Genomic DNA, 23,346 nt, shown 5'->3' on the forward strand with positions numbered 1-23,346 from the left:
CGCCTTATCAATACAAGAGAAGTATAAAAACGGGCTCTTAGTACGTGTGAGTAAATGCTACAATCAAGAGCGAAATTCTACCACATTATGATCGTTCTAACGGTTTTGATAAAAAAATTATCTGGCGTTGAGATTACTAAGCAATAACTTAAAGCGCTAAACATCATAAAAATATTACGACTAAAAATACAGTAAAATCGGTGACTTACATGAAAAAAATTGATAATTGCACGCAGCAGAAACAACCACTCTTGCTAACAACGGGCGAGCCTGCTGGCATTGGTATGGATGTCGTGTTACTACTAGCAGCGGAAAACAAGCTGCAAGATTTTCTACGGCCAGTTTGGGTCATTGCTGATGCAAGCGTCATGCAAACCCGTGCAAATGAGCTGATTGCGACTGGCGTCCTCAAAAGTTGTCCTAGCTGGCAAACCATTAATTTTAGTGAAAATACTGAGAGCTTAGACGGCAACAGCTTAAATATTGATGCGTTGACACTACAAATATCGCAACAAGTCTCCAATGTAGACAGCGCGTTTACTTTATTGAATATACCTTGTGCTGCACCAGTCACTGCTGGTCAAATCAATATCGATAACTCAGCGATGGTAGCAAAACAGTTAGCAATTGCTCATAAGCTTGCGACAAATAAAACAGTAGCGGCTATTATCACAGGGCCGTTGCAAAAGTCGGCGCTCATAGATGCTGGGATCAAGCTACCGGATGGTACGATGTTCAGCGGTCATACTGAGTTCTTTATGCAGCAAAGCGGCTGTGAAAAAGTCGTCATGATGCTGGCTAATCAAGCCATGAAAGTCGCGCTTGTGACCACACATTTACCGTTAAAAGACGTGCACACTGCCATCACTGCTGACAATGTGCGCCAAACGGTACAGATTGTCATTGATGACATGCGTGAAAAATTTGGCTTAACAAACTCTCGCATTCTGGTTTGCGGTCTGAATCCGCACGCAGGCGAGGGCGGGCATTTAGGCACTGAGGAGATTGAAATTATCAATCCTGTACTCAATGAGTTTATCAGGGCTGGCGTGGATATATCGGAAGCTATGCCAGCCGATACTTTATTCACGTCCAGACACTTAGCAAACTGCGATGCAGTAATTGCCATGTATCATGACCAAGGTCTGCCCGTACTCAAATCACATGGTTTTGGTGATACGGTTAACTTAACCTTGGGTCTGCCTTATATTCGCACCTCGGTCGATCATGGTACGGCGCTGGATCTAGCAGGACGCGGCGGCGCGAGTGCCACTAGTTTATATCAAGCATTAATCATGGCAAATGAGATGGCAGATAGCTCACTGACTAATAAACCTCTTGCATGAGACGGTGCCTTAAAGAGGTTTGTTACGCAGCATTAGACATTCCTAGTATTAGTAATGTCTAATCACGAATTATCAAACGTGACCTAATATAAGTGGTTCCGTTATAGCGGTCTGTTTTGAGTAGTCTATTAATAGGTTTGAAGGGTAAAATGGCTGGTTCCGCTGGGGTATACCTTAATAAAAATAAATAGCAGATCAGATTTTTTAAAATGGTAATCTTCCAAGTCAATGTCTACAGAGTTGACAGCAAAGGTTAATATTCATTTATTGAGGTAGTCAGTGTTTATTAAAGAATTTAGCCAAATGATAACCATCGTATTATCCCTACCTATTATTAATTTTTGTGGTGAAGGGCTTCGCCCGAATCATATTGGCGATCTGGGCGGTGTTTCTGTTGATATGCCTAAAAACCTTGTGCATTTTGTTGCGTATGACGGCGACCCTACGTTTGGTAACAAACGTGAGCATCCAAAACCCATGCGCACTTATGACTCAAAAATCAACAGTTTCGGTTTTGATCTGCGTTATACCGACAATACTATGCTAGATACGACTAATAAAGCCCTTAAGAGCGCTTATCGTAGAGACAATAAAAGAAACTTAGGAGATAATCCTTGGGTATCGGTCAGCGTCAACTCAGGCGACAGAGTGACTGTTCCTAACCCAACTCACCGTATCGGCTATGGCACCATTAGTGCAACTGACGTAAACCCTGTTTATCAGTATGAGCCGCTTAACGAGATTCAATTTGGACTGGAAATTTATGCGCAACCAGGTATCGACCCAGCTACTAATAAACCGTGGCGTGAGGACAGAGACGCAAAGGATGTCTTTCTTAGGAGGGATAAGACAGGTCAAATCATAACTCATATAGAGTGCTCTAACAGAGACGTACCAAGACCACCTTGTACCCAATTTTTTGATCTAGGACTACAGAGGAACATATCTATCGAGGCGCATTATTCTCGCTACAATCTTGCTGATTGGCAAAGAATTGAAAACCTAGTCAGGCAACAACTTTTAAGCTTTCGCAAAAGGTCATAAGTGTTGTTATCAATATTGTATTAAAATATTTTATAGTTACTATAACACGATCAGTTCGATGCCTGTATAGCGCATCGATCACGATTTAATACTATTTTCGAGCTTGCAAAGCTTATTAGTCAATATAAGGTTAGTTAAATAAATGGCTCATTTGGATATACATGCTAAAGCAGAGATTGGCAAATCCTTAGCAGGGTTCACATTAGGTGATAAATTAGAAAGCTTTTTGCCTTATGTCGATCAGAGTGTAGATGGAAATAAGGTCCCATGGACTGTTTATTTAGCCTTAGACAATACAGGCGTCTTACTTTTTGAGATACCAAATAATAACGGATATATAATATATTTTTTAGAACCTAAACTAGAGTTAGGCTTTACTGAAAAAGGAACTCTATGCGATATTAGCGCTGGCGCTGGTTATAAAGGTGATATTTTTGAAGGTAACATTAAAATTGGTAGCCGTATTGGAGATATAGATCACGCCTTAGTTTTGGACGATGCTGAAGATATACATTATCTTGCTGATAACGAAGGACAGATCATTGAAGGGATATACTTCGTAGCTGGTGGCTTAGAGCTTGAAGAAAATCCTGACGCCATCATAGAAGAGGTGAGAGTTTATAATTACAACTTAATATAGTAACTATTTTGGCCTAGATACCATCTTACTCAAAAATCTTGAGCTGCTAAAACAGTACACCGTGAAGTACACTACAGTTATCACAATAGTTCAAAACCTTAATACCATTAGCCTACAGCCAAAGATTCAAGTCCTCACTAGGGAACCGAACCAGTGAAAGCACTTGGTTAGCTCGTCAGAGGTATTATTTAGAGATAAGGTTTTAACATTAAAATAAGGATCAAGTTTATGTCTCAATTCATAGATACAGGTAGTAGGCTAATAAATACCCACAATATAACTAATATTATATTTCTAGACGAAGCTAAAAGAATTATATTTGAGACTGAGGATATGATGTTTAGTATTACAGAAGATTTTATAAAGAGAGAAGATTACGAAAGGGCATGTAATAACTTAAGAACTAATCTAAATGTTATCATTATTTAAGTTAGGTTAGCAGGTATTTACCGATCACATCGGTTGTTTGGACACGTTCGATATCTGTATAAGGAACCGAAAATATTCCCATAATAATCTCAATCCACTACCTTTTTACCATCTAAAATAGGCAGTATAGAATCCAAAAACAGCCCATTCTGCGCATAAAGGTAGATTATGGCAAATGATTTGAGAACCAAAGAATCCACCGTGTCGATTTCACTAAGGTATGAGTGATTTATAGATAAAATGTCTCGAAAATATGCCCTAATTATGAGCTGTGCTATAATTCGACATTATAAAAAGCACCTTATCATTACTGTGCTTTCCCTCTTTTATTTTTTACTATTAAGACTTGTTTATGGCCAATTCTACGTTTGATGCCCAAACCATCTCTAACAGCCTAAAAGCTGCCAAACACCAACCGCGTAAACGCTTCGGTCAAAACTTCTTGCATGATACCAGTGTCATTCGCCAAATCGTAGACAGTATTCGTCTAGAGCGTGATGACAATTTGATTGAAATTGGGCCAGGTATGGGCGCGCTGACTGAGCCGCTATTGGCAGAAGTAGATGCGATGACAGTGGTCGAGCTGGATCGCGATTTGGCAGACAGCTTGCGTATTCGTATTGGGGCCAATAGTCATCCAAACTTTACCATTATCAAAGACAATGCCATGCATGTCGATTACCGTGAGCTATATAGTGAAGAGCGCGGTAAGCTGCGTGTGGTAGGTAACTTGCCTTACAATATTTCTACGCCAATATTGTTCCATTTGCTCAGCTATGCCGATGTGATTCAAGACATGCATTTTATGCTACAAAAAGAAGTAGTCGAGCGTATCACCGCTGACGTAGGTAGCAAAACCTATGGTCGCTTGTCCGTCATTATGCAATATCACTGCGATACAGATTATTTATTAACAGTACCACGCGGCGCTTTCAATCCGCCGCCAAAAGTAACCAGCGCCGTTTTTCGACTGACACCGCATATCAATAAGCCGGTCTTGGCAGAAGATGAAGATTACTTTGCCATCGTTGTGCGCGAAACCTTTAATCACCGCCGCAAGACACTACGGGCTATTTTTAAGAATTCTACCTTGTTGCCGACGCTGAGCGAGGAAGATTTCGCTGCTTGCAATATTGATCCGCAAGCCCGCCCTGAGACATTGAGTGTCAAAGATTTTGCGACGTTAAGCAATCGTGCACGGCATTTAGAGGTGTAAGTAGTTTCTGTTAGAGCTAAGATGCGTATTTATTGAGTACTTATCTTAGCCGTTGCTTCTTAACAGCTGTTTTTTGAAATTGCTTCTTAATATAAGCGTATTGATAGTAAATTTGAGATTGGTTTGCTTATCATTCTTACATCCGAACCAGTGAGGGATTATGACTTTTCGCCATCAGTATGTCATCGGCGACTTGCAGGGTTGCTATGCTGCCTACTGTCAATTATTAGTGTCATTAGATTTTGATCCCAATCAAGACAAACTGTGGTTTGCAGGGGATTTGGTTGCACGCGGTGAGGACTCGTTAAACACGTTGCGCGATGTGAAAGCACTGTGTGAGCAAGGAGCTGCCGCAACAGTACTTGGTAATCATGACCTTAACTTACTAGCGGTATGGCGCGGCGCCACAAAAATTAAGAAAAAAGATAAGACGGCTCCAATTTTTACTGCCCATGATTGTGATGAGCTACTTGAGTGGTTACGACATCAGCCGATATTGGCTTATCCTGATGAGCATACGGTACTGGTGCATGCTGGTATTCCACCGCACTGGGGCATTGAAGCAGCAGCGGGATATGCAAAGGAGCTAGAAGAAAAACTGCAAGGCAGTCTGGCAGAGCTTGACCAGTTATTGCCAAACTTGTATAGCAAGACCGCTGATGAGTGGCATCCAGATATCAGTGGGTTTACCAGAATGCGCGCAATTGCCAATTACTTCACTCGTATGCGCTTATGCAAACAAGATGGTACGCTTGAATTTGGCTTTACAGGCAGCCTAGATGAATCCATGCCAGAGGATTTTTTGCCTTGGTTTGAATGGCATGTACCTCGCACGCGTAAGATACTATTTGGGCATTGGGCGGCATTAGAAGGCGAGGTTGATCTGCCTTACGCTCGGGCACTTGATGGTGGTTGCGTGTGGGGCAACCACCTGTTGGCCTATAGACTAGGTGACGGTAAAGTAATAACGTCTAGTGCGCAGTGTCCAAGACCATGACTAAAGATTAAAAACAGGCTTATTAACTGTCTTAAATTTCCGAAAACTATATCGACTATCAAGCCATCAACGCTGCCCATCTAGCTGGGCAGTTTTGGTGGTTTTGGTGGTTTTGGCAATGGCGTTTTGGCATCACCTGTCGTTTTGCCCTCAGGTCCATTAGGATTAGTGGCGTCGCCAGTTGCCTCATTATTATTACCGTCAAAGGCGCTTAGTGTTTTGGTCGCTCTATCATACTGAATATCATCACTATAAGGCGTACTGTTCAACTCTTCATCTACCAGACCATCATCAAGATCCACGACTTTTTGTGGAGAGACATGAGGCTGTATATGATTACCCTCAGGCTGATTGTCATAATATATGTCTGTACTTTGCTTACCTTGCTCAGTAGCTTGCTGTGATTCAGGTATTACTCTGACATCTGACAATCGGCGTACCACATAATTACTTGGTAAGGTCTTACCGCCTTTTTGTACTGCGGTATCATCAAATATCATATGACCTTGACTGTCAATACGTGCGTACTTCATTGGTTTGTCCCGCGGCCAGAAGAAGTCAGACGGATGACTAATAATATGACCAAAGATCAGCTTTGTGAGACGTCCCCATTCAAAGAAACGCACTTCCTTAGAACGTAATGCGACAAACAATGCTAGCGAGAAACTGACTACTAAGTTCACCATACCAATCAGCATCACGCCAAGTATCGACAGCAAGATAATGCTCCAGCTGATTTGATCAGCGGAGAGGTTGAACAAACCATGCGCCAAGTTTGCCGAGGCAAAGGCAATATGTCGAATATCAATTGGTAAACCAAATATAAAGCCGATGGTAGCAGTACTACCTAAGAAAACACCGAAGATAAAGTTGCCCATGATGGCGCCTAAGTTGGCTTCTACAAAGTCACCTAAACGCTGAAGCCATGATTTTGGCAAGATAGATTTGAGTATTCTATGGCGCTGGATACGTGCGCCTACGTGATTATAAACCGCTAGATTGTCGTAGTAGCCTGCAATCAGACCGGACAAAAATAAATAAACACCTGCAATAGCCGCGTGAGGAAGCGCTAATGAGCGGAACGGGTCAAGATCATGAAGAAGATGTCCTGCCTTGTCAGAATCAATCATCGGCGTGCCAGTGTACTGTAACCACGCAAAAGAGATAATGAGTGCCACTGGTATCGCTAGCATGACGTTACCCATAATAGCAATAAATTGAGTACGTAAAATATCGACAATCAACTCTGACAGTTTGGTCAATTGATGAGATTTTTTACCAGAACCCTCAGATATGGTAGAGGCAATAGCAGCAGCTGTCATGGCTGGCTGCTTGGTTGCTACTGTACCTCGAATGACATGAATGAATACGAAGCCTAAACCATAAATCATACTATTGATAAAGGCTCGCCCCATCGGTGCAAGCGCCAATTGATACGTCAATATCTTGGTAGTTGCCATAAATGCGATGACAAAACCACCAATAGAGGCCTTTTTGAACATCTGGCGATAGCCAGCTCTGTCAGTACTGATGTAGTGCTCACCAACGCGGCTAGCATTTTCAGTGACTTTACGCGAAAGCAATTTAGTATTGTTGTCGATCAAGTAGATAATGCTATAGCGGCGATTAGAAGTCGTAATCAGCGTCTGAATCAGTTCAATCACAGCATGATCGCGCTTCTGGTGGTCCTCTGTGAGCAGTTCAGTCAAAATGCGCATACGTTGTAAGCTTTGATCCAAGCGCAGCATCATATTGGTCAAACGAATAGAGATGCCCGTTTTGTAAATACGCTTGCGAACCGTAGCTACGATATCTTCGCACTGTTCAATCATAACCAATAAAGGGGCAGGGTCAACCGCCTGTTCGGGAGTGGTATCCGTTAAGTTGTCAAGCTCGTGCGCTTGTCTGTACTGATTAACGAATAATACCGCTTCCTGGTTTTGAGCCACAAAAGACGCTGAGTAATTTAGTATTTGTGGGTAAGACTCCATCAAATCAGGATGGAGGCCGATACCGCTGATGCGATAAGACAAAATAATAATCGCGTTTAAAATACTGTTTTTTGCAGTCGCAACCAAGTCTAAGTGTTTTTCTTCTACTCGAATTAATGCAACCAGCTCATCCCATTTTTCTTTTTCGATGCTGGCAAGCCAGCGCTCATCAGTGCGCTTACTAAATAAATACCCGACCAGTTCAACGACGGAATCTTCTTGAGGTAATAAGGGCAAAAACCGGTGACCGACCAAACGGCGCAAACTGTTAAAAAACCCATGATCTGACATAATGCCTGTGTCAGTATAAAGAGAGATTTGACGGTATTGGATAATCAGCTTTAATACAAAGCTAGAGAGACCATCACCGTATTCTGGATGTTGGCGAAGGATATCAATCAATGATTGGATGTTTTCATTGGCTAATTCAGGCTCCTTATCACTCACGCGCAGCTCATCTATTAAGCGCTTGAGTATCTCAGGATCTGGCACATCACTTAGGGCGGTAATTTGCTGTAAAATGCGTTTTAATTCTGACACGTCGCATCCTTTATTATGATTATTTCGATGGTTTTTATGACTCATATTGACGATGTACTGAAACAGTCAATACAAATAAAAACTTGGTAATACAGACATTTAAACTGAGATATGTAATCTGAGCGACACTTTTTCTTGCGTTATTCTAATCGTAACCATGCGCCGATAGGGAATTATTTTGTTAGCAGTTATTTTTTTGTAATGAGACTATAAACCGTTTTGGCAAAAAAAAGGACAGTAGCATGACTGTCCTTTTCATTAGGGTACTATAAATCGATAATAATAACTACTTAGCTTGCAGGCACATCAAAGTAATCAAGATCAAAGTTCATCATTGGATCGCTACCAGCTTTAACCATTTTTGCATGGGCATCAATGCGTGGCAAGATACGACCGACAAAGTAATCGGCAAGCTTGGCTTTGTTGGTATAAAAATCTCCTTCTTTGCCATTTGCTGCTTCTACCATTAATGCAAACATGTATGAGTAAGCAAGATAACCAAAGGCGTGCATATAATCAACCGCACAGCCATTGATCTCATTCTTACGCTGACCAATATTGCTAAGAACAGTATTGGTCAGCTCTTCAATTGTATTGGCTGCATCAAGCGTTGCTTGTTTGATGCCATGATCTGCTTGCATACTATCGACAAAGTCACGGATTTCACCAAGGAAGTGAATGACATATTTGCCATTGTTTTTTGCGACTTTACGGCCTAGTAAGTCAAGGGCTTGAATACCATTGGTGCCTTCATAAATCTGGGCAATACGGGTATCACGAACGATTTGCTCCATACCCCATTCGCGTATGTAACCATGACCACCAAAAACTTGCTGACAATCAATCGTCGCTTCAAGCGCTTTATCAGTTAAGAAAGCTTTGGCTACTGGCGTGAGTAGAGCAACGCGGGCGGCAGCTGCTTGCGCCGCCTCTGGATCAGTACTAAACTTTTCCTCATCAAGGCTTTTGGCGACGTACATGGCAAAACAGCGTGACGCTTCTGTATTGGCCTTAGCATTCAACAGCATGCGGCGTACATCAGCATGATGAATGATGGCGTCAGCAGGTTTTTCTGGGCTTTGAAGCTGTGTATCACTACGACCTTGACCACGATCATTGGCATATAAAGCTGCATTCTGGTACGCAAGCTCAGAACCACCAAGTCCTTGTAAGCCCATGGTAACACGCTCATAGTTCATCATAATGAACATCGAAGACAGACCAGTGTTTTCTGGTCCAACCATCCAGCCTTTAGCACTATCGAAGTTCATGACACAAGTGGCCGATGCTTTGATGCCCATTTTGTGCTCGATAGAACCTACCGCCAATGTATTGCGCGCACCCAAGCTGCCATCGTCATTGACCAAAAATTTTGGTACGACAAACAATGAAATGCCTTTTGAGCCTTCTGGTGCATTGGGCGTTTTTGCCAATACTAAATGAATGATATTGTCCGTTAGGTCGTGTTCGCCGCCTGTGATAAAGATTTTGGTACCAGAAATATCGTAGCTACCATCATCGTTAGGGATCGCTTTGGTTTTGATAATGCCTAAGTCAGTACCTGCATGTGGTTCTGTCAAGCACATGGTACCAGACCACTCACCGTTATACATTTTTTCTAGATAGGTCTGCTTTTGCTCTTCAGAGGCCGCCGAGTTCAGACAAAGCGTTGCGCCAACTGTTAGGTTTGGATAAAGCGCAAAAGACTGATTGGCAGTAAAAACCATCTCTTCGGTGAGCATGGTGACCATCTTTGGAAAACCTTGACCACCGTATTCTGAATTACCGCTTAAACCAACCCAACCAGATTCGGCATATTGCTTATAAGCCTCTTTAAAGCCAGTAGGGGTAGTGACCACACCATCACCTTGAAAGGTTGCGCCTTCTTCATCACCACTGCGATTGATGGGTAATAGAATGTTTTTGGTCAGTTTTGCCATTTCTTCTAAAATCATATCGACCGTTTCCATATCGACATGAGCTAAGTTTTCGTTATTTTGCCAAAATTCTGGCGCTTTAAATACGTCCGTCAAGATAAAGCGCATGTCATTCAGAGGGGCATTATAAACAGCCATAAACATTCCTTTGGTTCAAATGAATAAAATTGAAGTTGTTAAGATTATCAACTGCTCTCTTGAGGTAACCTTTGTGGTTGATGATCAAAGTTTAACAAATAAGCATGTGAGCGAGTGTATTTCTTCGTGAATTGTGCGTGCACCAAAAGTTAACAGTGGCTATTGCAGTGCATAAATATATTTAAAAATTAAAGTTATTTATATAGGATTGCTAATCAAACTTTTTGAACGAAATTGATTGGTACAATTGAGGTCGTTAGTGGCACAAACACGCTTATAAAGTAAATCGGCAACACACCTGAGTATGTTGCCGATAGAAAAATGCACGAATTAATGTATGAAAAGTAGCTCGTTAAAAACGGTTGTCTCTTTTACCAAAACCTTTGCTTAAAAGGCGAACTGATCAACGTCCATAGTCATGTACGGTTCAACACCTGTGCTGATACGCTGCACGTGTGTTGTGGTACGTGGCAATAACTTAGCAAAATAGAATTGAGCGGTTTTGATCTTGGCGTCATAGAATGCTTTTTCGCTACTACCGTCCGCAATGGCCGTTTGAGCGACTAGCGCCATACGAGCCCATAAGTAGGCTAGCGTTACATAACCACTGAAGTACATATAATCAACAGCAGCACCGCCTACAGCATCTGGGTTTTCAGTGGCTTGCATACCGATACGTGAGGTCAAATCACCCCACTCTTTAAGATGCTTGGCAAGTGGGCGAATGAATTGACCCATCTCATCATTTTCTCTGTTTTCTTCACAGAATTTTTGGATGATTTGTACAAAGTTTGCGAGCAGTTTGCCTTGTGAGCCAAGTACTTTACGACCCAATAGGTCCAGTGCTTGGATTTCTGTAGTACCTTCATAAAGACAAGCAATACGGGTGTCACGAACGTTTTGCTCCATACCCCATTCACTAATAAAGCCATGACCACCGTACACTTGTATACCGTGATTAGCCGCTTCTAGACCAGTTTCCGTCAAGAATGCTTTGGCAATGGGTGTCAACAATGACAACATCTGGTCGGCAAATTTAAGATCATCGCCTTCACCTTTTGCGACGGTATCAGCAAAATGTGCGAGGTAATAGACCAATGCACGACCGCCTTCAGCAAAGGCTTTTTCCGTCAATAGCATGTTACGCACTGCTGGATGAACGATAATAGGATCCGCAGCTTTCTCTGGTGCTTTTGCACCCGATAGTGAACGCATGGCTAAGCGGTCTTTGGCATAAGTTAGCGAACCTTGGAACGCATATTCTGCTGCTGTTAGACCTTGAACTGCCGTACCAATACGAGCGACGTTCATAAAAGTGAACATGCACTGTAGGCCACGGTTCTCTGGCCCAATCAGATAGCCTGTCGCGCCATCGAAGTTCATGACACAAGTGGCAGACGCTTTGATGCCCATTTTGTGCTCGATAGAGCCACAAACGACGCTGTTTCTTTCACCTAAGCTGCTGTCTTCATTGACCATCACTTTGGGGACGATAAACAGTGAGATGCCTTTTGTGCCAGCAGGGGCACCTGGTAGACGAGCCAGTACAATGTGAATGATGTTGTCAGTTAAGTCGTGCTCACCTGCCGAGATAAAGATTTTTTGACCAGTGATGCTATAGCTGCCATCTTCTTTAGGCTCAGCTTTGGTACGGATAATACCCAAATCAGATCCTGCATGTGCTTCCGTCAAACACATAGTACCTGACCATTCGCCCGTTACCATTTTTTCTAAATACGTTTGTTTTTGTGCTTCAGTACCGTGGTGTTCGATGGTTTGAATGGCACCATGCGATAGGCCAGGGTACATAGAGAATGACCAGTTAGCCGTACCAACCATCTCATTGATGACCGTAGATAGTGAGAACGGCATGTTTTGACCACCAAACTCTTCTTCAGCAGACAAGGCAGGGAAGCCAAGCTCACAAAAGGCTTTATAGGCCTCTTTAAAGCCCTTTGGCGTGGTTACGACACCGTTGTCAAACTTGCAGCCTTCAGCGTCACCGCTTTGGTTTAATGGTGACAGCTCGTTTTCAGCGAAACTTGCCGCCATCTCAAATAGACTATCCATCAACTCACGATCAGCTTCTTGAAACGCTGGCAAGGTTTTGTAGTGGCTTTCACTATCGAGCAGTTCATGCATCACGAATTGAATATCACGTAAGGGCGCTTTGTATTGCATAACTTCCTGTCCTTTTTAGAATATAATCGATAATAGTCAATAGTAGACGAGTGATTGCACAATCACTTAGCACATAGGTATTACTCGTTTTAATCTAACGAACCTAGATGAATAAATGATAGGCAGGAACGCCCATTGATTCAGTTATCGATTATAAAAATATGTATTGAAAAGAATGGCGATTGTCAGAGTCGGCTCGAGACTTGATGAGATCTAACAAATTCATTATAAAAGATAGGCTTTCATAGGAGATTATACAAGTTTGGTGACAGCACTGATAAGTCATGAACCTACCTTGCATCGGTTATATAATCGACGCTAAGGGTAGGATTAAGAACTAATAAGTGACTGAAAATGCGAGCATTATGGGTAGGTAAAAAGCAGTTAAGTCAAATTTATTGAAAAGCAGCATACTGCTTAACTAACATCTCAGTGGCCACATCTGCTGTCACAGGTCTACCAAGCCAATAGCCTTGACCATGATGACAACCCATAGCCAATAGCAGGTCGCGCTGTTGTTCGGTCTCGATACCTTCTGCTATGACTTTCATGTCAAGTGCATTTGCTAAGTCTAAAATGGCTTTTACAATCGCATACTGGACGCGATCCGTTGTGATATTAGAAATGAAGCTTTTGTCAATCTTGATAAAATCGAACGGGTATTCTTGTAGGTAACTCAAAGACGCATAGCCCGTGCCAAAGTCATCTAAGGCTAAAAAAACCCCTAGCTCTTTCAGTAATTCAAGTTTTTTTCTGACATTAGCATGACGCTGAATTAAAGAAGATTCAGTCACTTCAATATGGAACTGATGCGCAGAAATCGTATACTCTACTAGCAAATTGCTTACCATTTCAAAAAAATCAGGATGGCTAAATTCGGCTGCGTCAGCATTGACACAGATATGCTGACAAAAACCTTGCTGTCGCCAAATAGACAGCTGTTTGGCAATTTTAATGGCCATTTGTGAAAACAGTTCAAACGAGAGCTTGTGAGTGATAATGGCATTGATAAAATGTACAGGTTTTAGCAATCCACGTGTTGGATGTTGCCAACGTACGAGGGCTTCAAATCCCGTAATGATACCAGTTGCCAATTCAAACTTTGGTTGATAATAGGGGACAAACTGGTCTTTGGTGGTGGCGACTCTAAGCGCTGCTTCTAGCTGTAAGCTATCATCAATGGCTTCATCAATGGTCTTGTCGTACCAGCAAATATCATCACCACCTTGCTGCTTGACATAGTGGAGTGCTTTTTCGGCTTTAGTCAATAACCCTGTCAAATCATTGTCATTTTTGGGGAAGTAACTGACACCGACAGAAACATGGCAATAAATATTGGCATCAGTTGCAGTATTTTCATCTAAGGAAAAAGGGCGTTCACACATTTGCATCAAGCTGTCTAACTGATGACGTATCATATTGGCATCAACACACTCAAACAGCAAAGCAAAGTCATCGCCGCCAAAATGGGAGAAACAGTGCAAATTATCAAGTTTTAGGTCTTTGACGCGCGTTACAAAATCTTTGATTAAGGTATTGATACCATCAGGCCCCAACAAGTTGGCAAGGCTACGATAACGGTCAATATTTAAGCGTACAATAACGACTTCTTGGTAGCTGTCTAATAATAAGTCACTGGTTTGATTTAAAAATACTTTACGGTTTGGTAAGCCAGTTACTTGATCGTAATTGAGCAAATGTGCTACTTGCTTCTGGTCTTTGACGACTGAGGACATATCGCGCACCATACAAACGTAGTAAGCCGTTTGCTCGATATAAATCTTGCGATACGTCATATGACATTCAATTGTTTGTCCGTAGCGGTTTGGCATCGAAAAGTCATTTTCATAAAGACCTTTATGATCTAATTGATAAATGATGTCCGCTAACACAATCCTTTCTTCTTCTGACAACAACTCTGCTGCATAGATACCAAGAGGTCGCCCCAGTATAAACGCCTCACTATAACCAATGATCATCTCGTAACTGGCATTAACCGCCAAATAACGTAATTTATCATCTAAGATAAAGATAGCGTCATCGAGCTGCTCGCACAATTTAGCCAGTAATTGCTGTTTGTCTGCGATTGAGATATGACTGAAGGTAGGCATAATTAGACTCATAACGTCAAAATTGAAAATAAATAGGCTTACGTGTATGAGGTGCTGGTAGCTACTGACTCAAAGCATGTATAGTCGCGAGCGCAACCACGGGCGCAGTCTCAGTACGTAAAACCCTTGTACCAATTTGCCAAGGCTCAAAACCTGCTTTGGCAGCTTGCTGGCATTCATCGCTACTAAGTCCGCCCTCAGGACCAATCAATAGCTGAATATAGGCTGTTTTTTGCTTTAATACTTTTGGTAGCGACTCAGGCATAGCAGGTTGTCCTGCGGCAGGCACACTCAACTGCATACGCAAGTCAGCTGGTTGTTGTAACGCTTGATAGTAAGAATCTTGGCTAAGCTTACATACGATAGGGCTGACGGTCATTTCTATGTTTGAAGGGTTTGCTGATAGATTGCTGAGCCACTCATTAATAGACAAAGGCCATATAATAAGGGGTGGCCGATTAAGTCCACATTGTTCACAGGCCGCAATAGCCACTTGTTGCCAATGTGCCAGCTTTTTTTCTACTTGCGCAGGCTTTAGATTAACTTCCCCATGATGACTACTAAGGAGTTGAATAGCGGTTACCCCCAGCTCGGTCGACTTTTGAATGGCATAATCCATTCGCTCGCCGCGGCTCATCACAAGGCCGATGTTGGTAAAAATAGGAGTACTACGATCATTTGCCGAATAAGCCAATAAAACCACCGTGGCGTGCTTTTTACTAATAGTCTGCAATTGCACCTGATACTCACCGCCAAAGCCATCAAACAAAATGCCTTGATCACCAATATTGGCTCGTAACACACGGCACCAATGATGGACAATGCTCTCCGTCAGTTCAACGTTAGCACCGATAGGTAAAGTGCTGAGCTTGGGATAGGTTGTGCCCGTATCATTGCTGTCGTCACTGCTGGTGGCATAAAAAAAACGTCGCACAGTCGCTTAGTCCTATATCTTAAATGATGGTATTTTCAAATATCTTAGCAGAATATCGTTTCAGTGGGAAAAGGTATTGTCGTTAATCAATCGTGTACAACACCTATTGCTATGATTTTTACAGAATCAATAAATAAGTCATAATGGCAGCAATAAAAAAACTGGCGCTCCTAAGAACGCCAGTCATTGAGTCAGAATAGGGTATTGGTTTAGGTAGTCAATCCTAAGGCTTCCACCAAGCGTTTGTTTGGCTCAACTTTGTTCATGCTATAAAAATGCATCGCGGGCACGCCCTCATTTATGAGACGCTCACACAAGCGATATACCACATCAAAACCAAACTCACGAATGGCTTTACTGTCATCACCGAAGTCAGACAGCTGCTTACGTACATAACGTGGAATATCAGCGCCACAACTGTCGGCAAAACGTATCAAATTACTAGAATTGGTAATCGGCATAATGCCTGCAACCAAAGGTTGGGCAGTGGTATCAATACCGCGTTTTTCTAAAGTGTCGCGCAAATAAAGATAGCTATCTGCATTATAAAAAAACTGTGTGATTGCGGCATTTGCGCCAGCCTGAAATTTGTTTACCAAGTTGTCAACATCAAACTCAAAGCTACGCGCTTGTGGGTGCATCTCAGGATAAGCGGCCACTTCGATATGAAAGTGATCGCCAGAGTGCGCACGGATAAACTTAACCAAATCTAAAGCAAATGGTAGCTCACCCATACCCACTTGACCTGACGGCAAGTCACCACGAAGCGCAACAAGGCGCTTGATGCCTAAGCTTTTGTAATGCTCAAGTAAGTCAGCGATTTCACTTTTATCATCACCAATACAAGACATGTGCGGTGCAATTTCAGTATCACCGCGTGCACATAATGCTTGGACAATGTCTAAGGTGCGGCTACGAGTAGAACCACCAGCGCCATAGGTCACTGAAAAATAAGCTGGTGACAACTTATTTAACTCATCAAAAGTACTCAGTAACTTCTCACGTCCCTGCTCACTTTTGGCAGGGAAAAATTCAAATGAGAAAGCAGGTTTACTCATAGTCGTGCTCCTCAGTACTGTTATTAGTATTTATACGCGTCAGGTTTGAACGGACCTTCGACAGGCACACCTAAATACTCAGCTTGTGTTTCAGTCAGCTTGGTGAGCGTACCATTGAAGCCTGCAACCATAGCTGCCGCCACTTCTTCGTCTAGTTTCTTAGGCAATACTTTGACATACAAGTTGTCAAAACGCTCATCGACAGGTAGATCAGCGAATTTTTCTTCGAACAGATACATTTGTGCCAATACTTGGTTGGCAAACGAGCCGTCCATCACACGCGATGGGTGACCGGTTGCGTTACCTAAGTTCACCAAACGACCTTCAGCAAGCAAAATCAGATAGTCATTTTCGTCATCCGAGCGGAAGACTTGATGAACTTGCGGCTTGATCTCAACCCAGCGCCAGTTGTCACGCATAAATTGGGTATCGATTTCGGTATCAAAGTGACCGATATTACAAACCACAGCACCAGGTTTTAGCGCCGCTAGCATATGTCTATCACAAACATGATAGTTACCAGTCGTTGTAACAATCATGTCCGTGTCTTCAAGCAAACGCTTATTGATACTTGCTGCGCCGCCCGTGCTGTCACCATCGATGTAAGGCGATAACACTTCAAAACCGTCCATACAAGCCTGCATCGCACAGATAGGATCGACTTCTGATACGCGTACGATCATACCTTCTTGGCGTAAGCTCTGCGTAGAGCCTTTGCCCACATCGCCGTAACCGATAACTAGAGCGCGGCGACCAGCAAGGAACATGTCGGTGGCGCGTTTGATCGCATCATTTAAACTGTGACGACAGCCATATTTATTGTCATTTTTAGACTTAGTGACCGCATCGTTGACGTTGATCGCAGGTACTTTGAGCGTGCCTTTATTCAACATGTCAACCAAACGATGGACGCCAGTGGTCGTCTCTTCTGAGATACCATGGATGTTATCAAGAAGCTCAGCATATTCATCATGAATCAGAGCAGTCAAATCACCGCCGTCATCCAAAATTAAGTTGGCATCCCAAAGCTGACCAGACTCTTCACCGCCGACGTGTACTTGCTGGCGTAGGCACCACTCGTACTCTTCTTCTGTTTCGCCTTTCCAAGCATAAACAGAGATACCCGCAGCAGCAATGGCAGCAGCAGCATGATCTTGGGTTGAAAAAATATTGCACGATGTCCAGCGTACTTCAGCACCTAGCGCGACGAGCGTCTCGATAAGAACCGCAGTCTGAATCGTCATGTGGATACAGCCAGCAATTTTTGCGCCTTTAAGCGGCTGCTCTGCTTCGTAACGACGACGAAGTCCCATAAGGGCAGGCATTTCAGCTTCGGCAAGAGTGATTTCACGGCGGCCGTAATCAGCAAGGCTGATGTCAGCGACTTTATAGTCAGTGAAAGAGGGATCGATCGTATGGGCAGATGGGATGTTAGACACTGCGTCCATAATATGCTCCTATCAGTGGTTAATGTATGATAAAAAGAATAAAAACGCAGGTGCCGTTATTTGCGCTGTAAGTGACCAAAGACGGGCAGCAAACAGTTAACCGAGCCTAACATAAGGGTTGAATAGTAGGTTTTTGAGTATAAATACAACTATCATTACTTATGGCGCAACACCTCTCGGAGGCCGTTATTGTAATAGATGAAGGCTAGCTTGTCACCTATTGGATAAGGTAAATGATAGGCGGTAATGACATATGTAGCTTTTGAATTTAACAGATACAAAAAAGGCCACCGATGGGTGACCTTTTTTATTCTTAAACTTGATTGGCTTTTAAGTGTTTAAAGCTTAGAACCAGTTGTAGGTAAGTGAGGTAAAGTAGTTGATGCCATCAGTCGCGTATTCTGTACCAAACTGATTAGATAAAGTGTAGTCTTCATCAGTAAGGTTATCGACGCGCAAATTAGCACGTAGGTTGGGTGTAATGTAGACACTGCCACTCAAATTAACTAGAGTATAGCTGTCTAACTTAGTTTGATTGGCGACGTCAGAGAATCTATCATCAGTATGCTTAGCCTCGAGGCGCAAATCAAAGGTAGGTTGCTGATAACCAATATAAATCAAACCGCTATTTTTAGGACGGTAAACAAGGTCATTATTATAGTTAGCGCTATTAGCTGTTTTGTCTTTGGCATCCAAATAGTCATAACCTAAACCAAATAAAAATGAATCAATACGCCAATCAGAAGTAAGACTTACCCCTTTGATTTTTGCCTCACCTGTATTGGTGTTGCCGCCGATCAAATCTTCAACATCCGCATGATAGCCAGTAAGGCGTGAAATTTGATTGCCTTTATTGTATTCTACGAATACTTCAGTATTTTTACTGCTTTCAGGCTTCAAATCTGGGTTGTTATAACCAGGATAGTATAGATCATTAAAAGTGGGTGCTCGAAAGCCTGTCGCATAGCTAGCGCCGATTCGTACACCATCTAATGGGCGTAAAGCAGCACCTATGTTATAGGTACTTTCATTACCATATTGGGAATTGTCATCAACACGGTAATTGGCTTGCAAGTCATAGTAAGTATCTGCTAACTGATAACCGACAAAGGCACTTCTGACTGTCCTGTCATCAGGATCATAAGTAGTCTGGGCAGGAGTTCCGTTAGAAAAATCCAAAACATCTGACGCATCTAACTTTTGAGATAGCCATTCAGCACCAATAGTAACCGTGCCCGGTTGTGCATTAATCTGACTCTCTAAACGTGCTTGTTCTTGAGTAGTATTAAACTTGCTCCCTTCTTGATAATTAATAGAGTTATTATCATGCGAGGTCAATTTATCAATGCTTTGACCGTAGCTAAGCTTTGTAAGTGTCAATGGCGTTTGATGTTGAATAAAAGCACTGGCGCTGCCATTTTTTTGATCTGAATAGGCATTTGGGAACGCAGTACCTGCAGAGTCGATGTCAGTTGTAGAGTCAGAATATAACGCACTGAGCCCTGCGCTTAAGGAGTCTGAAAGCTTATGTTGCAAACCTAAACTGGCATTAGTAGACTCGAAACCATCATCATCAGCGTTATAATCAAAAGAATTACTATTTGCAATCGCGTTAAACCCGTCTGCTTTATTACGACTGACACCTAAGCTCAATGACGAAGTGTCATTTTTAAGTTGACCTGTTACGCCTGCTTGATAATGATTGTGGCTACCGTAACCAACTGTAGCAGAAACATTAGATTGTTCTACGCTGTTGCCTTTAGTGAAAATCTGAATTACACCACCCATGGCATCAGAGCCATAAATACTAGAGCCTGAAGCACCGTATAAAATTTCAATACGGTCAATTTGGTCGGCTGATAATAGATTTAGTGATGGGGTTCCGGTAGAAATAGAGCTATATCGAATCCCATCAATTATTACAAGAACTTGTTTACTATCATAACCACGCATATAGAAGTTACTAATAGTTCCCATACCACCACTTTGGGTAATATTAATACCAGGCTGATTCTTTAAGACATCGTTCACTGTTTGCCCCTGATAACGCTGCAACTCTTCACTATCAATTACTCGAGTCTGGGCGATGACATTACTGGTTTTAGTTGGTGTACGTGTTGCGGTCACTACAATTTTATCAAGCTCAACGTTTGGAAGCGTATTATCACTAACAATATTTAGATCATCGGTGGCTGCTGTCGCACTCACGGCAAATAAGCCAAGCGAGCTTAAGATACACAACCGAAGATAAGTAGTTGAGGATAAACGTGATAAAGCCATTTTTAATTCCAAATTAATCAAATAAGAGAGTTACAGAAGCGAAAGTTGGGAAGTTAAAAGTTACAAAAAACAATAACTATATTACACGTCGCCATTATCTACAAAAGTGGAGCATTTATAAACCAATTTAACCTAACATTTACTCAAGTTAAGCTGAATAATATTCATGATAAAGCACATTTTGGCTGTTGCTTATGTAAGTGACCTACTAAAAATATTAGTAATTTAGGAGGGATGAACTTGGGTATAGACAGTAATATAAGTAGGCATAAAAATCTATAATCGAAAGTATGACTGTTATAGATATACGGCTGTTATAAATAATTGTTATTATAGGAGCAGTGTTTATCTGTTTTCGGCTGTAGTATTCATAAAGCTAAGAGGTTTGTTTTGTCTATCGAGCGTAATCCAATTTTCAATACCGAGTTATCTTCAACACATTCAATCAGCAAAACACCGTTAACGATAATGGTGTTTTTGTTTGCGATGATGGTGAGTTTACTATTACCCAATACTGCTTTTGCTGCGGAGCCTAGTGCGCTTGGGCTAGGTGGTAGTAGTAGTGAAGAGTCAACAACTACACCGATACCAGATTCATTCGGGCGAGATACGCCGCGACATACAGTACAAGGGTTTATTAAGGCTCTTAGTGACAATGATTATTTGCTTGCGAGTAATTATCTAAATTTATCAAAATCGGACAATCCGACCACTATTGTGCGACAGTTTAAACAAGCATTGGATGCTGGTGGACGCTTTCAGCCGGATTTGCAAATCAATAATACCCCTGAAGGCAATCTCACTGACCAGTTGCCGCCAAGCCAAGAGAATGTCGGTGCGATCAATATCGGCGATAAAAGCGTCACACTGGTACTAGAGAGAGTAGTATCTGATTCAGGTGAGCAGTACTGGCAGTTTTCGAGTGATACGCTCAGTTCCATACCAGAAGTGATAGAAAATACTGAGCCGACCCTAGTATCTCGTTATACTTTTGATTCGCTAGAAGGCAAAAAGCTCTTTGGCTATCAAATGGTTGATCTGGTTGCTGCACTTACCATGATTGTCACTAGCTTTATGCTCACGTATATCATGGTATGGCTGTTATATCATCTGTTGCGACTCGTATATCCTCGTGTACGCGGTGTACCACTACCACTGCCTGACAAAGTGATATTGCCAATGGCTGTGGTCATTATGGCGCTGATGTTGTCAGAGGTCATGGTTTATGCTGGCGTGTCCGTGACGCTGCGTGAGCCTATTAATCGTTTTACCGAGATTGCTTCTTGGCTTGCGCTAACTTGGTTGTTACTTCGAGTCATCGATGCCATATTTACTCGAGCGGTAAACTTAAGTTACAAGAAGAATTATACTGAGCGAGTCTCAATTTTGGGACTAATGCGCAAGGTCGTCAAAGCGCTGCTATTGATATTTGCCGTCATTGTCATCTTCGGTAATTTGGGTTTTGATTTGACAACGGGTATCGCTGCATTGGGTGTAGGTGGTTTAGCACTGGCACTTGGTGCGCAAAAAACCATCGAAAACCTTGTCGGTAGTGTCGTTGTAGTGGCAGATTCACCAGTGCGAATAGGGGACTACTGTAAGTTTGGGACTTATGAAGGAACAGTCATCGATATTGGTATTCGCTCATCACGCGTACGTACCTTAACACGTACGGTTGTCACTGTACCAAACGGTGACTTTTCGTCGATGCAAATTGAAAACTTTACCTCTCGTGATATGTTTCGCTTTTTCCATCAATTGTATCTCAAGCGTACCGCTGATATTGACGTGGTGTTTAAGATGGTGAAAGATTTGGATGAGTTTTTGAACGAGCACTACTTGACCAATCAAGAATGGAATCAGGTCAACATCTTAGAGCTACGTCAAGACTGTTATGTCATTCAGTTTCAAGCTTATATCAACGCCAATGGCATTGCCGAATTTTATGACAAACAGAATGTCTTGTTTGTCGATATGTTGAACCAAGTGGCTAAATACAAAGTCGAGCATGCGCTACCCACACAGCAGCTTATCTTGAATCGAGGTGAGCGTGACTCTCACATGAAAGACAACGATGGTGAATCAGTAAATGCGTCATCGAGTGATAGCAATACCGATGATACTGACAACGCTGCCGATGAAAATAATGATAACCGTTATGTAGTGAATTTAAATAAAAACAGCGCTGGTGCTAAGAATGACGAAGAAGACGATCAGCAAACGGCAGGGACAGAGGACAATAAGCAAAGTCATACATTCAGAGGATTAAGAAATAAAAGTCGTTTACTAAGAAAAAGTACCTTTAAACACGCCAAAAGAAAACTGGGTTTTTCTGTACGGCATCAGCCTTAGGTTTAACTTTAACTATATGGCTTGGTAAGCTTTTTGGTACATTCTATAAAAGTATCAAGTCATGGTTCTATAAAGGAATCACCGTTTTATTGCGTAACAAACCGTAGTATGACCATAGTAATAGACTGGCTGCACTACGATGTGGTGACCAGTCTTGGGTGAGGTGCTTTAATTGTTTTGGTGTTGGACGCACAGGCAAACCCAGTAGTTCCATAGCAGCAGCTTTGATGGCTAAGTCATCGACAGCCAGTATGTCCGCGCGTTTTAACGAAAACAACAAGTACATCTCAGCGGTCCAGCGTCCAATTCCAGTAACGGCTGTCAGTGTTTCTATCACTTCTTCATCTGATAAGGCTTTTAAAGCCACAAAGTCTATATCATGCTCGACTAATGAGCGAACATAGCGTGTCTTTTGCTGTGACAGTCCTTGTGTTCGTAATGTCTCATCGGTCGCTTCACGAATTGCTTGCGGTGTTGTTAAATTTGTATCAACTAACCTCTGCCAAATGCTTGCCGCTGCTGCTACAGAAAGCTGTTGACCCACCATGGCTCTCATCAGCTGCTCAAATCCGCCAACATTGTGTCTGAGATCTGGCGTTCCAACTTGCTTATAGACAGCAGCAAATTTTGGCTCAATAGCAGTCAATGCTGTGATATGTGCCTCTAACTCTTGGGGGTTTTCAATGGTATGTACGCTCATAATA

General features: G+C 42.3%; 15 protein-coding genes. 6 read left to right on the forward strand and 9 right to left on the reverse strand.

Annotated features, from left to right (window positions below):
* Positions 1-209 precede the first annotated feature (209 nt).
* The 5 genes from pdxA (at position 210) to ACT3TH_RS07705 (ending at position 5,672) form a co-directional block, all read left to right on the forward strand.
* Positions 210-1,346: a 4-hydroxythreonine-4-phosphate dehydrogenase PdxA gene (gene pdxA / locus ACT3TH_RS07685; protein WP_444755260.1), complete on the forward strand. Its 1,137-nt coding sequence runs from the start codon at positions 210-212 to the stop codon at positions 1,344-1,346.
* Positions 1,347-1,649: 303 nt separating this feature from the next.
* Entirely contained in the window at positions 1,650-2,390 is a 741-nt protein-coding gene (locus ACT3TH_RS07690) for a hypothetical protein (RefSeq protein ID WP_444755261.1), read from the forward strand.
* A gap of 142 nt (positions 2,391-2,532) precedes the next feature.
* Positions 2,533-3,030, forward strand: coding sequence for a hypothetical protein (locus ACT3TH_RS07695; protein WP_444755262.1), 498 nt, complete (start codon positions 2,533-2,535; stop codon positions 3,028-3,030).
* A gap of 781 nt (positions 3,031-3,811) precedes the next feature.
* Positions 3,812-4,675 (forward strand): 16S rRNA (adenine(1518)-N(6)/adenine(1519)-N(6))-dimethyltransferase RsmA, encoded by an 864-nt coding sequence (rsmA, locus tag ACT3TH_RS07700; RefSeq protein ID WP_444755263.1) that lies wholly within the window; start codon positions 3,812-3,814, stop codon positions 4,673-4,675.
* Positions 4,676-4,835: 160 nt separating this feature from the next.
* A complete protein-coding gene (locus ACT3TH_RS07705) occupies positions 4,836-5,672 on the forward strand; it encodes a symmetrical bis(5'-nucleosyl)-tetraphosphatase (RefSeq protein ID WP_444755264.1) in 837 nt (278 codons plus the stop codon).
* Positions 5,673-5,752: 80 nt separating this feature from the next.
* On the opposite strand, the gene ACT3TH_RS07710 is transcribed toward ACT3TH_RS07705, so the two are convergent.
* The 8 genes from ACT3TH_RS07710 to ACT3TH_RS07745 all read right to left on the reverse strand — a co-directional run bounded on the left by ACT3TH_RS07710 (position 5,753) and on the right by ACT3TH_RS07745 (position 20,290).
* Positions 5,753-8,203 (reverse strand): site-specific recombinase, encoded by a 2,451-nt coding sequence (locus ACT3TH_RS07710; protein WP_444755265.1) that lies wholly within the window; start codon positions 8,201-8,203, stop codon positions 5,753-5,755.
* Between the two features lie 290 nt (positions 8,204-8,493).
* Complete coding sequence (locus ACT3TH_RS07715) at positions 8,494-10,278, reverse strand: acyl-CoA dehydrogenase C-terminal domain-containing protein (RefSeq protein ID WP_444755266.1); 1,785 nt, start codon at positions 10,276-10,278, stop codon at positions 8,494-8,496.
* Between the two features lie 387 nt (positions 10,279-10,665).
* Positions 10,666-12,459, reverse strand: coding sequence for an acyl-CoA dehydrogenase C-terminal domain-containing protein (locus ACT3TH_RS07720; protein ID WP_444755267.1), 1,794 nt, complete (start codon positions 12,457-12,459; stop codon positions 10,666-10,668).
* Positions 12,460-12,854: 395 nt separating this feature from the next.
* On the reverse strand, positions 12,855-14,570 hold the full coding sequence (locus tag ACT3TH_RS07725; protein WP_444755268.1) for a putative bifunctional diguanylate cyclase/phosphodiesterase: 1,716 nt from the start codon (positions 14,568-14,570) through the stop codon (positions 12,855-12,857).
* A 61-nt stretch (positions 14,571-14,631) separates the two neighbouring features.
* A complete protein-coding gene (locus ACT3TH_RS07730; RefSeq protein WP_444755269.1) occupies positions 14,632-15,504 on the reverse strand; it encodes a 16S rRNA (uracil(1498)-N(3))-methyltransferase in 873 nt (290 codons plus the stop codon).
* Between the two features lie 209 nt (positions 15,505-15,713).
* Positions 15,714-16,562, reverse strand: coding sequence for a methylenetetrahydrofolate reductase (locus ACT3TH_RS07735; RefSeq protein ID WP_444755270.1), 849 nt, complete (start codon positions 16,560-16,562; stop codon positions 15,714-15,716).
* A gap of 23 nt (positions 16,563-16,585) precedes the next feature.
* A complete protein-coding gene (gene ahcY / locus ACT3TH_RS07740) occupies positions 16,586-18,010 on the reverse strand; it encodes an adenosylhomocysteinase (protein ID WP_444755271.1) in 1,425 nt (474 codons plus the stop codon).
* Positions 18,011-18,355: 345 nt separating this feature from the next.
* Positions 18,356-20,290 (reverse strand): TonB-dependent receptor domain-containing protein, encoded by a 1,935-nt coding sequence (locus ACT3TH_RS07745; protein WP_444755272.1) that lies wholly within the window; start codon positions 20,288-20,290, stop codon positions 18,356-18,358.
* Between the two features lie 390 nt (positions 20,291-20,680).
* Here ACT3TH_RS07745 and ACT3TH_RS07750 point away from each other — a divergent pair, with 390 nt between their 5' ends.
* Complete coding sequence (locus tag ACT3TH_RS07750; RefSeq protein WP_444755273.1) at positions 20,681-22,642, forward strand: mechanosensitive ion channel family protein; 1,962 nt, start codon at positions 20,681-20,683, stop codon at positions 22,640-22,642.
* 67 nt (positions 22,643-22,709) lie between these two features.
* Here ACT3TH_RS07750 and ACT3TH_RS07755 read toward each other — a convergent pair whose 3' ends face one another.
* On the reverse strand, positions 22,710-23,342 hold the full coding sequence (locus tag ACT3TH_RS07755) for a DNA-3-methyladenine glycosylase family protein (protein WP_444755274.1): 633 nt from the start codon (positions 23,340-23,342) through the stop codon (positions 22,710-22,712).
* Positions 23,343-23,346: the final 4 nt, after the last annotated feature.

It is taken from the genome of Psychrobacter sp. AOP22-C1-C5, assembly GCF_052378885.1.
Lineage (GTDB): Bacteria > Pseudomonadota > Gammaproteobacteria > Pseudomonadales > Moraxellaceae > Psychrobacter.